At 41.1% G+C, this 15446-nt stretch carries 10 protein-coding genes; all 10 read right to left on the bottom strand.

The features are described from left to right. Window positions 1-2 precede the first annotated feature (2 nt). The 10 genes from ACOOE0_RS00090 to ACOOE0_RS00135 all read right to left on the bottom strand — a co-directional run bounded on the left by ACOOE0_RS00090 (window position 3) and on the right by ACOOE0_RS00135 (window position 15446). Entirely contained in the window at window positions 3-1850 is a 1848-nt protein-coding gene (locus ACOOE0_RS00090) for an FAD-dependent oxidoreductase (protein WP_420400460.1), read from the bottom strand. A gap of 4 nt (window positions 1851-1854) precedes the next feature. Further along, window positions 1855-3540 (bottom strand): sulfatase, encoded by a 1686-nt coding sequence (locus tag ACOOE0_RS00095; protein WP_420400461.1) that lies wholly within the window; start codon window positions 3538-3540, stop codon window positions 1855-1857. A 51-nt stretch (window positions 3541-3591) separates the two neighbouring features. After that, the gene (locus tag ACOOE0_RS00100) at window positions 3592-5457 is read right to left on the bottom strand and encodes a CRTAC1 family protein (RefSeq protein ID WP_420400462.1); all 1866 of its coding nucleotides are present in this window, start codon (window positions 5455-5457) and stop codon (window positions 3592-3594) included. Between the two features lie 154 nt (window positions 5458-5611). Continuing rightward, window positions 5612-6739: an aldose epimerase family protein gene (locus ACOOE0_RS00105; protein WP_420400463.1), complete on the bottom strand. Its 1128-nt coding sequence runs from the start codon at window positions 6737-6739 to the stop codon at window positions 5612-5614. 18 nt (window positions 6740-6757) lie between these two features. After that, a complete protein-coding gene (locus ACOOE0_RS00110) occupies window positions 6758-8203 on the bottom strand; it encodes a family 16 glycosylhydrolase (RefSeq protein WP_420400464.1) in 1446 nt (481 codons plus the stop codon). Between the two features lie 30 nt (window positions 8204-8233). Continuing rightward, window positions 8234-10300, bottom strand: a complete 2067-nt coding sequence (locus ACOOE0_RS00115; RefSeq protein ID WP_420400465.1) for a glycoside hydrolase family 127 protein — start codon at window positions 10298-10300, stop codon at window positions 8234-8236. Window positions 10301-10482: 182 nt separating this feature from the next. After that, complete coding sequence (locus tag ACOOE0_RS00120) at window positions 10483-11259, bottom strand: HpcH/HpaI aldolase family protein (RefSeq protein ID WP_420400466.1); 777 nt, start codon at window positions 11257-11259, stop codon at window positions 10483-10485. 49 nt (window positions 11260-11308) lie between these two features. Beyond that, a complete protein-coding gene (locus ACOOE0_RS00125) occupies window positions 11309-13489 on the bottom strand; it encodes a molybdopterin cofactor-binding domain-containing protein (protein ID WP_420400467.1) in 2181 nt (726 codons plus the stop codon). Then, window positions 13486-13950: a (2Fe-2S)-binding protein gene (locus tag ACOOE0_RS00130; RefSeq protein WP_420400468.1), complete on the bottom strand. Its 465-nt coding sequence runs from the start codon at window positions 13948-13950 to the stop codon at window positions 13486-13488. The genes ACOOE0_RS00125 and ACOOE0_RS00130 overlap by 4 nt, the downstream gene beginning before the upstream one ends. Before the next feature lie 20 nt (window positions 13951-13970). Further along, window positions 13971-15446, bottom strand: a complete 1476-nt coding sequence (locus ACOOE0_RS00135) for a PQQ-dependent sugar dehydrogenase (protein WP_420400469.1) — start codon at window positions 15444-15446, stop codon at window positions 13971-13973.

Below are 15446 nucleotides of genomic sequence, written 5' to 3' on the forward strand. Positions count from 1 at the left end.
ATTTAATTGCTGTAGCAACGCACCTCAAAGAGTTTGATGTTTTTGGCACCATATGTTTCATTGAGTCTCAATTTAAAGGAGGTGCTCTCAATTTTTTTAAAGTTGAATTTAATCAGACGTCGCTGATTTTTGTCCAATGAACCTTTTTGCACCCACTTCCCATCCACTAGCACAAAAAGCTCCAAAGATTTGAGTAATTCAACCGGAATTTTAGTTGTGTAGGCTTCATTTTCCCGAGGGTTTTTAAGCATCATGATATTCTTCTTCACGTTCGTATCGCATTTTAATTCGATACAGGAAAAGGATACCAAATCATTCCATTCGAACACAACCTCAGCATTCAAACCATCGGACTGCCAGTGGTGTACTTGACCATTCTCATCTCTTGAGATACCATCTACAAGATGTTTTGCGTCTCCAGAAATTGTTGAAGAAGCTGTTATTCGATGTGCTGACTTGGCTAGATCTGCCTTGTCTTGAGCCGGTCGTTCAGGTATGAATGCGTCATCCCGTAAAAGTTGTTCTTGCAATTCGGAAATATGATTGTTCCTGAGTTCCCTGGGTGTGACTTTTTTCTTGATACACAAGGCAGCCGCAGTACCTACCGCCTGTCCCATGGTTGCGCAAGTACCCATTACGCGTGATGAGGAAAGGGCAACGTGGGTTTGGCTCACATTCCTTCCTGCAAAAAGTAGGTTTGCAATGTTCTTGGAATACAAAGAACCAAAGGGAATTTGATATGTTTTTTCAAAATGTTCATGCCAAAAACTGGGAGGTTCGGCTAAATTTTCAATGCCGCCCGGATTATGCTCATCCAAGGGCCATCCACCAAAGGCAACAGCATCATCAAAGCTCTTGAACCCAATTTGGTCTCCCTCTGATAGTATATAATCACCTATAAACCGTCGGGATTCCCTTCGTCCAGGGAGTGAACCAACCCAATCCAAGGCGAAATTTTCAGCTTGGGGAAATTTCCCTGAGTTCTTTACATAGTCCCAAACGCCATAGGCATACCCCATGAGTCGGTGTCTATCGATTTCTGCGGTACCGACAATATCGTCTTGACTACCCACTTCTACCCACCAAAAACCTTCAACAAATGGTAAAATTCTTCTATCCGGATGTGTTTTTTCCGCATCAAACTCTATGGAGTAAGAGGGAGGGTTATATTTCATGGGTTTGCCCATATCCCGAGAAGAAAGTAGGATCGTGGCTCCCATTTGCCAACCATCAGCTTTTTCTGGTGCGTATTTCTCCCCAAATTCAGAGGCAGCTTCGCGCCCAGTGCGATATAAAGCTCCTGCGGTTGCGGCCATAAGTCCATCCCCGGAACAGTCTATGAATAATTCTGCCGAAATTCTAAGTAAAGTTTCGGTAGTCAACTGCCAACATAGGGTAGCAACTATTTTATCATCTTCGGTTTCTGCCCGTATGGCCTGCGTATTCATAATGAGGGTTATGTTTGGCTCGCGTGTTACAAAATCATAAAGGACATGGTCCCAAACTGTAAAAGAATGTTGTTCGTTGTAAAATCGATTTAAGAGTAAGATTTCTTCAATAATTCCGGTTTCCCTTTCTGGAAGTCCATTTTTGAGCTTGGTAACCCCATGGACAATAACCCGTATTTCACTGGACGCATTACCTCCCAAAACGGGCCTATCCTGGACAAGTATAACCTTTGAACCATTTCTTGCCGCAGAGACCGCAGCGCAAATCCCAGCCATTCCTCCTCCAATGACAGCGATGTCGGTGGATATATTCTTTGAGCGAACAGGAGGTGGCATTTTACCGGTTCCCATTTTAATCCATTGATCTGAAGAACGATCGGTTAGGTCAATTGCTTTTCCCATACAATTATAAGGCTAAATTACCTTTCCAACCCCTATTGAATTGTGCTAAAAGTTTCGCCACAATTTCTGGATTATCGCCAGCAATGTTAACCGTTTCATGGGGGTCTTTCCTATGATCGTACAATTCAAAAAAAATAGGTTCAGCCTTTGGGTCTGTGTAATCTTTCCAGAGGGTAAAGCGATAATCTTCGGTGCGCATAGAGTAACCCATCAAGCGGTTTTCAAACAAATCTCTTTCCCATTTATCCCCCTGTTGATTTTTGATTCGATTTTCAACATCTTCAATCAATCTGCCAAAAGAAGTTTCACGCATCCCTTTGGATAACGGGTTAGCTGCCCACTCACGAAGTGCAGGGCTTGGAAACTGCATAAAAACTGCATCTTTCCATTTGCGATTGGGATCAGTAAGTAAAGGTTTAAAACTTTGGCCTTCTACATGTTCAGGAATATTAACACCTGCCAAATCACAAATGGTTGGGTACATATCTACCAATTCTACCAAAGCATCAGTTTTAGTACCGCGAACCGCCTCTGGCATATTGGGAGTAGAAACAATCAATGGCACCCTTGTGGCAATTTCGTAATTGGTGGCCTTACCCCAAATACCCATATCACCCAAGTGCCATCCATGGTCGCTCCAGAGCATAACAATGGTATTTTCTTTAAATCCAGCTTTTTCCAGGGCAGCCAACATTTTCCCAATTTGGGCGTCCACGTAGCTCACAGTTGCCAAATAGGCCCTTTTCAAGTTTTTAGCTTGTTCAACTTCGATGTTCCCATAATTGGGGATATCTGCTCTTGCTCGTAACTCAAAGGAGGCATGAAGTCCCATTGAAGCTCCGTCTTTTGGACCTTCTGTTTGTGGGGTTATTGTAATATCCTTTCCCTCGTAAAGATCCCAATATTTTTTAGGAGCAATCCATTCTAAATGTGGTTTTTTATAGCCTAATCCCAAGAAAAAAGGCTTGTCATTCTTTGCCATTTCCTTCATTGTGGCGATGGCCAAATCAGTATTATGTCCATCTTCATAGGTATTGTCAGGAGCATCTGCAAATTCATACGAAGGTCCTTTTCCCAACCCATTTCGAGGGGCATTAACCCCATATTTCGCAATTACTTCTTCACGGTTTTTACGAAACATTTCTTGATTTTCAGGAAGCACATAGCCACGAACTCTTTCCGGCATTGGAGGCACATCTGGCCCCGAATAGGCTTTTCTACTCCACGACTTTTCCTCGTCAGTATACCCAGGATGGAAAATCTTCCCAGTGTACGTAGTCTCATAACCTTTGGAAATCAAATGCTGTGGTAGCGTAATGATGTCGGGATTAACATCCCTGAAATAGGTGAAATTCTCGATGACCTTTATTGTCTCTGGACGACCCCCGGTCATGACACTGGCCCGCGATGGACTGCAAATTGCTTCTTGGCAATAGGCGTTGTTAAACAGTAATCCGTCTGCCGCCAAAGCATCCATGTGGGGGGTAATGGCAATTTCGGAACCATAAGCACCCAATTCCGGCCGTAAATCGTCAATAGCTATAAAAAGAATGTTTGGTCTTTTGTCGGCCCTATTCTCCTCTGGTTTTTCGTTTTGTGGTTTGCAACCCAAAATAAACGTAACCATGAGTAAAACAGGTATTATTTTTGTAAGCGAATTGTTCAGCCCTTTTTTTAGTATTCGGTTCATAGTATTGTCAATTTTTTTATGGTTTTAGGTTTATCACTACTATATCCGTGATCAATTGCCAATTTGAATCATTGTGTTTGCCACCTTCACGGTCTTTTCAGAAATCTCACCATTTGACCATGTGACTTTTATTTTTACAGCTGCATCGCAATCGCTTAGACCAAAATGAACCATGTTATTGAAACTAAGTGAATACGCCGAGCCAGTAGTACCGATTCGCTTTATTTGTTTTTCTTTACACGCTTTTACACTGACCAAAGCTCCAAGTGCCGTAGCTTTTCCTGAAGGTGCATTCCCTACTGCGATAGTAACAAAATTACCTTTGCTTGCCTTGATAGACTCGTTTTTGAACAAGTGCCATTTGCCACGCTCATTGCCAATAATGATATCTACTTTTCCATCAAGGTTGTAATCCAATACCTCCAGTGCCATTCCCATGGAACCCGTATCTGAAGTCGATACACCATGATGTGTTAGCCGTTGGAATTTTCCATTTCCCTGGTTTAAAAACACGATGGATTCGTTCTCAAAAACCAGCTCGCCCCTTCTGATAATGATGATATCCTGGTGGCCATTGTTATCCAAATCTGCAGCAGAAGCGCCAACGGTATGTTCTTCCATGAATAGATTGGCCTTTTTTGTTACATCAATAAATTTTCCATTTATGTTCTCTAGTAAAATATCTGGAAGTCCTTTGGAGTGTTGGTATTCAGGGTAGTGGTTAACTCCAATTACTGTACCGGTTGTTGGCGACCAAGTATTCCCGGCAATACGCCAACTATCGTTTCCCACATAACCTATATGGATGCCTCCTTTTTCATTCAGTTTATCTGGAAAACCCAAAGCATTGCTGTTGACCAATCGTATATCCTTACCTGAATGGGTCTCTCCGGGAAAATCATATTGATAAGCCGATTCCCCAATGTAGTAGGCGTCGTTAAAAGGCCATTGGGATTGAAAATTTTTCATGTTCAATACATCACCAACTACCAAATCTTCGAATTCAAAATCACCTCTTTTGGTAAAAAACCCCCATGTTTGAGTCTCTTTGTTCAAAAAGGTTTCTCCAATTTCAAAGTCTTTCCCTCGAGTTATGTACAAATCAAAATCCCCATCATTGTCAAAATCAATTTCTGTGATCCCAGTTACTTCTTCCATTACATACGGAAGTATGTCGGCCGCTACAAAAGATAAATCACCATTCCCCTGATAAGCTTTTACGATTCCATGGCCATATAAAAGCAAGTCTATCACATTGTCCCCATTAAAATCAGTCAACAATGTTTTTTGTCCATCGGATTTTGTCGCAGGAAGGGTGCTGGCAAGCACTAGTTCACCGTTGCCATCGTTTCTGTAGATGTAATTTTCCGAGGCTCCGTTTTTTTCCTTGGATGGAAAAGCAAAATTCGCCAAATCCAAATTCCCGTTGTTATTTCCATCAAAAAACTTTACCGTGCGCCCCCTCATCAACTCCAAGGGTACCTTAAAATCTTTAAGCGCTTTGAATTCCCTTTGTTTGCTTACCCGAAACATTTTTGAATTTCGGGCATTGCTGCCCGAGCCACCACCACGTGAAAGAATCAATTCGTTGTTGCCATCAAGATCAAAATCACCAACAGAAACTCCATGCAAATCACCCATAATCAAGTCATAGGGCTTGGTAAATTTTCCCTTGTTGTTCCAGCAAATACTTATACCAAGTCCATGGTCATTGAGAATTAGATCAGGATACCCATCTTGATCCAAATCAGCAATAACGGGAGCATCCCATTTTCTCAAGTTCTTTTCTTTCCGTGGAAAATCTGCAAGTACCTCCGCAAAAGAACCATTCTCTTGACCACTGACATCGAACGCCAAAAAAGATAGTCCAGAGAAGAGTGTAAAATGAAAAAGAAAACTATTTTTTTTTAAGGTCATACCATTTTGGTTTCTTTAAAAAAATCCTATTTGTCTAAGGGTGTTTTTGCAAATCTTGAAAGCGTTGGTGCAAATTAGGTAATGATTTGCTGTGTGCATTACTGAATAATACCTACAGATAATCCTATTTTATCCCGTTTTTTTGACCTAAGTATTATTCTAAATGGGATATCCCAAAATCATAAATGGCCGTCTCCTCATATTTTTCCCCTGGATGTAATAATGTTGACGGAAAATTAGAATAGTTTGGGGTATCCGGGTAGTGCTGCGTTTCAATACAAAAAGCTGCATGTGGTTGGTACTTTATTCCATATTTACCAACGATGGAATCACTCAGAACATTACTGGCATAAAGCACAATACCTGGCTGTGTTGTATATACCTCTAGCATTCTACCAGATTTTGGTTCAATTACTTTGACAACTTTTCTTAAACTGTCCAATGGTTTGTTGAGCACATAACAATGGTGATATCCGTTTAAGGGAATATCATGTATCTTATCTCCTATTCGGGTCATTTCTTTTAGATCCCAAGCTTTTCCCCTTAGAGGCTGAATCTCCCCGGTTGGCACAGCATCAGAATCAAGCTCGGTATATTCATTGGCATCTATACTTAAAATATGATTGTAAATAAGTTCTTTGACACCACTTAAATTGAAATAGCTGTGCTGGGTCATGTTCACATGGGTAGTCTTATCAGTTTCTGCCTCAAATTTCACGTGGATGGCATTTTCATCAGTTAGGGTATATGTTACAGTGGCGGATACATTTCCTGGAAAACCGTGTTTACCATTCTTAGAACAGTACTGCAGTTTGATACCATTGCCCATTTTATTTTTTACAATTTTACCATCCCACAGCGCTTTTTCGAATTCTAATCCACCGTGCAATGCATGCCCTTTTTTATCCACAGTAACTTGGTAGGTTTGACCGTCAATGGTAAATTTTCCATTCCTGATTCTATTGGCAAAACGCCCTATTATGGCCCCCATGCTCGGGTTGGGGTCAATGTATTGTTGCAGATTGTCATATCCCAAAACCACATCAGCCATGTTACCGTCCTTATCCGGAACAAAAATTGAAGTGATAATACCCCCAAAGTTGGTCAATTCCAAACACATTCCATTTGCGTTTGTTAGACTATAGAGATAGACGGGCTTGCCCCCAACATTGCCCCAATGTTGTTTTTTGATATTGGTTTGAGCGGAACTAAATGAAAAAACTCCTAAAAGAAATATTAGGACCAATTCATTAAGATATATGTTATGTTTCACCAATTTCATGCATACAAAAAGGTAATGTTATTCCATTGTTGGTCTTATGGCGATGTCGTCAATGTAAAATTTTACAGCCTTAATCTTAGGAACGTCCGTTTTACGAATTTCAATTTTAAACTGGTCGTTTGCACTAGAAGATTCTTTTTTAGAAAACTTCTTTTCAATGGTCACCCATTGGCGCCGACCTAGACCGGTAAGATCTATTGGAATTTCCAATTTTGGATTTTCCATTGAGAGGTAAATTTTCTTTGTTATCCTACCTTGATCCAACCACACTTTAAAAGATAGCGTATAGTCGCCAGCAGGAATGTTAATCGCTCCCTCTGGCGATAAAGCCACTACTTTTTCGGTTTCTAGTTTTTCGTTTTTTCCAAAGCCACTAAACTTTAGACTGTTCACACCTGTAGCATAATCACCGTGAACGATTGAGAGATATTTAGAGGAAGCCTCATCTATTAACCAAAATTTTTGATAATCGTTGGGTGTAGAATCTTCAGGCACCATTTTCAAAGGTCTTGGATTCTCTTCGTACAACACGGGACCTTCAAATCCATAGAAAGCTGGTTGCACCAAATTATCGTCAGGCTTTTGCCAAACCCGCATATATTCGATTTCAAAATCTACTGGCAATTCTTCTTTGTGCGGAAGCCCCAACCATTTGAAGATTTCGGAATCCAGCCAAACTTCCATTGGGTTGTTCAGCACCCAATCGGTACCCACGTCATCTTGGGTAAATTGATGCACTATTTTTCCATCAATGAAAAGTTTAAGGTAATCTTTGCCCCATTCCGCTCCATATACATGAAAGTCATCAGCTGTTCTGAAGGGTAAGTTTTCAATATGATTGAATACTTTGGTGGGTCTTATTGCAGGGGGACTCCAGTCATGTGCTGTGGCCAGATAGCTGTCAGCCCTTATATTTCCGGCTATTTTGGGATTACCCATCAATTCGTATACATCCAACTCCTGTTCATAACCAATAGCCCAAAAAGCTCCTGTAATTGCAGCGTTGCCAACTTTAGATTTAACCTCCATATACCCGTAAAGGAACCTTTTTTTGGTTAATACACCCGCTGTGGTAACGGGTAAGGGTTTGCCCTCGAACTCACCATATTTATCATTATTATTTCCATCAGCGTAGTTTTCGTTTGCAAACTTGTAATCAGCTTCCCATTGGGTTCTCAATTTTAGCTTTCCATCTTCTACGATGACATTGTGGGGCACAAATTGTGATGGCGGTCTTCCTTTCCAGATATAGTAATCTCCATTTTGTCCTTCAACAAACCATTTATTTGGATCTAGTTCAGTTCCTTCGAAATCATCACTCAAATCCTCATTCAATACCCAACCTCCCTCGTTCGAAGGATCTGAAAAAGGGTATGGACTACTTTCTTGAGCCAAACTTCCATAGGATATGAATCCCAAGAAAAGAAGGCATATACCTCGAAATAAAACAATTCGTTTTTTCATTTTTTAGTTCTTTCCTGTTTGGTATTTGGTTTAGTTCCAAACTACCGGCATGAAAACTGTCATTTCACCTTCTCCCCGGTTGCTCCATGCGAAATAAGGAATAAGTTTTGTTTGGTATGATTCAAACTTGGGTTGATCAACTTCTTGATACATTCCTTCACCATTATCCTTGCGTATCAAAACTTCACCGTCAACGGTTGTCACTCCTCCCAAGAAATCAGGACGGAAATTTGCCTTTAGATCTTTATGGGTTGAGACATAAACATCAAAAATATCGGTGTTTTTGGGTACATCGGCAGACTCAATACAATACACTACTGGGCCTCTTTTTATTGCCACCTGATTGCGAACTTCTTCGATTCGTGGATGACCTTCTACAAATTTAACTTCCATGGGCATTTCTAGGGAAATGACATCGCCAGCTTTCCATGTCTGTTCAATTTTAGCAAAGCTGCCAGCAACTATATTGTCAATAGCTTTTCCGTTGACACTGATAGAGCTTCCTTTGGCCCAAGCTGGAATTCTAAGAAGTATTTCAAAAGGTTCGGATTTACATTCCTTAATTGTGATGTTAACCGCACCATCCCATGGGTAATTGCTTTCCTGCTCCAATTTAATTGATGAACCATCTAATAAGGTCGTCTCCAATTCATTGCCTCCGTACAAGTTTACCGCAACTCCATTTGTTGACTTGCTATAGGCCCATCCCGGAGATTTGGCAATGGTTCTAACAAGGTTGGGAGGACAGCAAAAACACTCTAAATATGATTGTCTTTTAGGAAATTCGACATTCATTTTTTCATAATCCAACGCTCCATCTATTTTGCGCAAGGGATTGGAATAGTAGTAATCTTTACCCTCCAGACTTATACCTGATAATCCACTGTTGTGTAGGACGAGTTCCATAATATCGCCATGCTTGGAATCTCCGCTCAACGTCAACATTCGATAGTTGAACATGGAGTTGCAGATATTTGCACAAGTTTCGTTGTATGCCGTCATGTTGGGCATCATGTACTCATCAATAAACCCTTCTTCTATTTTATCCAACCTAGAAGACCTGCCATAATGCGTTTGCCCAACGGCACCGGTCACATACATTTTTTTATTGGTAACGTTGTCCCAAAGACGGTCAAGCGCGTCCAATAACTCTTTCTCGCCGGTTTCTGCATAAACATCGGCCGCACCGGCATAATAGTACAACGCAAGAACTGCATGTCCAACCGCTTCGGTTTCTTCCCGAAACGGCACACGTTCTTGAACCATATCGCCTATAGGATAGCCTTTTGTCATTTCATCATCAATAATTTCATAAGTGCCACGAAGATTGATAAACTGCTCTGCAAGTTCTAGGTATCGTTTGTCTTTCGTGGAACGATAGAGTTCTACCAAACCCATAATTTGAGTTTGATTGAATCCAAATCTTTTGAGCTTATCGGTTATGGGCACAAAAAGGTCGTATAAGTAGTTGGCATGTTTGATGGCGATATCCAGAAAATTTCTTTTTCCAGTAACGCGATTGTGAATACATGCAGCCGTTAATAAGTGTCCACTATTATACAGTTCATGGTACCTTCTATTGGTGAATGGCTCTACTTTATCTTGAATAATGGCCCTAGTGGAAAGATAGCCATCATCCTGTTGAGCTTTTGCAATAACTTCGATGATTTCATCCAACTCTTGAATTATTGCTTCATTTTTGCTCACACCATAAAGGTATAGGCTGGACTCCATCCATTTGTAAAAGTCCCCGTCATGCCAAGAGAAACCTTTGAAATCTCCTTCTTTCAGGCCAGCTGCAATTTTAAAGTTGTTGTAACCATGACCAATATCTCCTTTAAGAATTGTTCCCATATGAGGAATCATTACTTCTTCCGCAGTTTTCCACTTATCTGCCCAGAAACCTTTCGTCCAGCGACAATCCCCAATATCGATGCTTTTAAGTTTTACATGTGGACTATTGGTATTATTAACAATACCCGCATTTTTATCAAACTCAACGATTTTTGAAGTTACCTTAGGAGCTTTCTGTTTTTCCTCCTTGCATGAAACCGTAAACAACAGAATACACAAACTGAGTATTTTTATTTTTTTCATTTTATCTGCTCAATTAGATTATTGCAAGTAATAAAATAATTATAACCATCTACTGGTACTATTTAGCCAATAGATGCATTATTTTAACCCTTTTATCTTGTTAGTAGTTCTTAGACTATTTATATGTTATGGTTAGTGCTTATTTACATGGCAACACTTGAAATCAAGGATATCGGATTTCTTTAGTCTTTTAAATCATCTCTAAGTTCAGATAAACGCTCAGCCGTTATCTGGTTTTGTTTTTTTAAGAAAAAAGCATCGGTGCCGCAGGCAAAAAATCGAATTCCTTTTAGATAATACTTTGAAAAATCTTCGGGGTCTACGATAAAAACACCTACCGACTTGCCAGCTCTTTTTGCAGCCTCAATAATCGTCTCCTCGGCTTTCAAAAATTTGGGATGGTCCAATTGACCGAAAATTCCGAGTGCCATGGAAAGGTCGGAAGGGCCAATAAAAAGCACATCGCAACCTTCAAGGGCTGCTATATCATCTAAATGGTCCAAGGCCTCAACGGTTTCGATTTGAATAATGCCCAACAGTTCTTTGATGTTATTTGTAGAATACGATTCGAACTTACTTGCAAAACTAGTGGCACGAATCATTTTAGCAACTCCACGATTGCCCAAAGGAGCATAACGCATAGCTTTGATTGCAACTGTGGCTTGTTCCGTGGTTTCAATCCGTGGGCACATAACTCCGTGAGCACCTAAATCCAAGACCTTTTGAATTCTTTCCTTGTGGGAACTCTCAACCCTGACTATTACTTCAATAGGGGTATTAGATAAGGCCTGCAATTGCCCCAACACATCTTTTTCTGAACCTAAGCCATGTTCCAGATCCAAAAGAATCCAGTCCCATGCCGCACTTCCGATGATTTCAGTGGTGATGGAAGAGCCTAGACTTGCAAATGTACCTAGCAGTGTTTCCCCGTTTGAGAGTCTTTGTTTTAAGGACGGCATATTTATCAATGTGTTCTAAATATCAGTATTCTGACACGGGTTAAAAAACTTAAACCAGATTATAATCTGACAGAGGTAAATTACGATACCTTATTCCAGTTGCATTAAAAATAGCATTGACTATAGCAGGAGCAATGACTGGCACGCCCGGTTCACCAACACCTGATGGTTTTTCATTGTTCTCTATAATCTCCACGTATATTTCAGGGGTGTCGGGCATACGAAGCATGCTATAATCGTGAAAATTGCTTTGCTCAATGGCTCCATTTTTAGCTGTTATTTTTCCATAAAATGCCAATGACATCCCAAAAATTACACACCCTTGCATCTGGGCAGTAATAGTGTCTTTGTTGACAGTGGTACCACAATCAATGACAATATGCACACTATCAACCTTTACTTTATTATTTGCCACCGAAACCTGTGCCGCACAAGCTACATGCGAGAAAAAGCTATAGTGCACGGCAAGTCCCTGTCCAGTGCCTTTAGGAAGCGATTTACCCCAATCAGCATTTTTTGCAGCGGATTTCAAAACGTGCTTAAGACGTGCGGTATCATATTTATAGGGATTTTTGGTTTCTTCAATCCTATCGCTCCCAATAAGGTTCAATCGAAATTCCAGCGGGTCGATTCCTGCTTCATGTGCCAATTCATCCACAAAGACATTGATGGCATACCCATGGGGTATATTGATAACCGACCTTAACCATCCAATACGTAAATGGGCGCCGGCCTTACCGGTTTCAATCTGCATACTCGGAATCTCAAATGGTACATTGACAGCACTTGAGGCTTCCCATTTTGCAGGATAATTTGCTTCTGGCTGAAAAGTAGAGGTAATCGTAGGTAGCGCAAAGCGATGCAGCCAACCTATCACTTTTCCATTTTCATCCAAAGCCCCTTTCAAGTACTGCGATGAAATGGTATGGAAATAGCTATGACGAATATCGTCCTCGCGTGACCATACAACCTGTACAGGATTCTTTATCGCTTTGGAAATCATTGCAGCTTCAACAACAAAATCCGGTTTCGCCTTACGTCCAAAACCCCCTCCCAAAAAGGTAACATTCACAGTCACATTTTCTATTTCAGTTTCCAAGAAATCGGCCACTTCTTTTCGAGTGCGCTGCGGTTCTTGAACAGGTGCCCAAATTTCACAAGTGCTTCCAATTACTTTGGCCACCGCATTGGGCACTTCCATTGGTGCGTGGACCAAATGTGGTAATTGATATCCCCCTTCAACAATCTTTGATGCTGTTCGAAAGGCTTTATTGATATCACCCGTACTCTTTTCTACCTTTCCCTTTTTATGAACCACATCAGTAAGTTCTTTCATAAATGCTTCGGAGTCATAGCTGGAATTATCGCCATTTTCCCATTCTACTATTAGAGCGTCCCTTCCTTTAAAGGCCGCCCAAGTATTGGTTGCAATTACGGCTACTCCGCCCAAAGGACCAAAGGCCTTTCGAAGGGTTGGAATTTCCACCACTTCTAAGACCCCCTTGATTTTTAAAGCTTCGGTTTTGTCAAAAGATTTAACAGTTCCAAAGGCCACTGGACAACGTTTAATGGCAGCAAATTTCATGCTGGGCACTCTCACATCCAACCCGAAAACTGCACCACCGCTAGATAAGTTTTGAACGTCTTTACTTGGTAAAGACTTACCGATATATTTAAAATCGCTGGGGTCCTTTAGCGTGACCTCGGTTGGCACTTCCATGGTTTTTGCCAATTCAACCAAATCGCCATACCCAATTTTCTTTCCACTTTCATGCACAATAAAATGATTCTCTGCATAACATTCCGTTGCAGCAACTCCCCATTTGGTGGCCGCCGCATTAATCAAAAGCACCTTTGTGGTAGCCCCTAACTGTCGCATGATATTATACATTAGACGAACACTTTTGGAACCATCTGTGTTCTGATCACCATATTTTGCATCTCCGGTAGCCTGTTTGATACTCACCTTGCTCCAATCGGCTTCCATCTCATCTGCAATGATGGAGGTAATGGAAGTTCGCACCCCTTGTCCCATTTCTGAACGCGAGGCCAAGAGGATGAGATTCCCATCTGAATTCAATTGAACGAACAAATTCGGATTGAATTCAATGATTTCTTTGGGTTTACAACCTTCGAATAATGTTGCGGTTGTTCCAAGTACAAGTCCGCCTGAGGCCAATCCCATACCCTTGATAAAGTTTCTACGGCTAATATTTTCAATCACGGTCATCGCACTTCCTTGTTTTTTGATTCAACGGAATGATTAATAGCGGCCTTTATGCGGGTATAGGTGCCACAGCGGCATATATTTCGTACCATAGCATTGTTGATGTCCTCATCGCTGGGGTTTTCGTTATTGTTGAGTAAGGCAGTAGCTGTTATCAACTGTCCCGATTGACAAAAACCGCATTGGGGAACATTGAGTTCGGCCCATGATTCCTGTAAACGTTCTAAGTTTTCCGTTTCCCCCTCAATAGTAATCAGTTCCCTCCCTTCCACGCTAGAGACGGGAGTCAGGCAAGAATTTATGGCATTTCCCTCCATCAAAACCATGCAGGCTCCACAAAGTCCCTTGCCACAACCAAATTTGGTCCCGGTGTATCCAATTACATCCCGTATTGCCCAAAGTAAAGGCATATCAGGCTCCACATCGATTTCATGCTTTTTCCCGTTAATTTTTAAAGTAACCATATTCTGATTTAGAGCGTTAACTATTTTTTTTTGGATTTTAACAATGGTAAAAGTTTGAATACATAGCCTGGGGTTTCAACGGAAATGTACAGATACCCATCAGGTCCTTGCTCTACATTTCGCAATCTACCGATACCTTCAAAGAGTTTTTCTTCTTTTACGATCTTATTCCCTTCAAGAACACATCGGTTAAGATATTCGAAACGCAGTGAGCCAGCCAAAAGATTTCCTTGCCAACCTGGGTATCTGTTACTGGTTACAAATGTCATTCCACAGGGCGCAATAGAAGGGGTCCAATTGTGCAAAGGAGATTCCATACCCTCTTTCTCCACCATGTTGGTAAAAACCGTACCGTCATAGTTCAGACCGTAGGAAATAATGGGCCACCCATAATTTTTTCCAACGTTTATGATGTTGATTTCGTCACCACCCCGTGGTCCGTGTTCATGTTCCCATAAGGCCTTCGTACTAGGATGAAAAGCAATGCCCTGTTGATTGCGGTGCCCATAGGAGTAAATGGATTTTACAGCATTGGGAGAGTTGAAAAAAGGATTGTCTTTGGGAACACTGCCGTCGTCATGAAACCTATGTATTTTACCACCTACTTTGGATAAATCTTGCGGATTTATATCACGTTCCCCTCTATCGCCTATTGTTACAAACAAATAACCATCATCATCAAACAACATGCGAGCCCCAAAATGAACATGTCTTTTGTTGTAGGGTGCCGCATCAAAAATTAGTTTGTCATCGCTTAACTGGTCATTTTTTAATGTATACCGGCGTACCATAGTGGTAACGGTCGTATCATTCTTTTCCACTTTTGGGTTGGCAAAAGAGAGGTACACAAAATTGTTTTCTTTAAAATTAGGATGGGGCAAGACCTCAAAAAGCCCCGCCTGAGTTTTGTGTCTCACTTCAGGGACACCCTTTATGATAAACTTTCGACCAGCAGCGTCAACTCGAAAAAGTCTTCCTGCTCTCTCTGTGACCAACATATCACCATTGGGCAGCCAGTTCAAATCCCATGGCACTTCAATACCGGAAAATATGGTGTCCAATTTTATGGTAAGTGTTTCGGTGACCAAAGTATCAGAGGTCAAAGTATTCTTTTCAACACCATAGCGCTCTACCCTTTCCACGCCCTTTCTAATATAGAGGGTTAGATTGTCTATCTCTTTTTCTGAGAGCAAAGTCTTCCATGAAGGCATTCCATCATTGATGTAACCTTCGGTAATAGACTTTTTAATACTGTCATATCCTTTTCCGTGGCTCCATTTCCTATCTGCAAAAGCTTCCATTTGTTGGCCGTGACAACCTGAACAATGCGCTTCAAAAAGGACTTTGGCAGCTAGGGTCGTAGAGTCAGCGGTTTCCTCTTTTGGAATTTCGGTTGTTTCCGCTTTAGCGGCTTTTTTCTTTTGGCTACAACCTATCAAAAACAACAGTGTCATTGCGAAATACAAAAAATAAGATCTGAACCCTCCTATTGCCAT

It is taken from the genome of Flagellimonas sp. (genome assembly GCF_965215805.1).
GTDB lineage: Bacteria > Bacteroidota > Bacteroidia > Flavobacteriales > Flavobacteriaceae > Flagellimonas.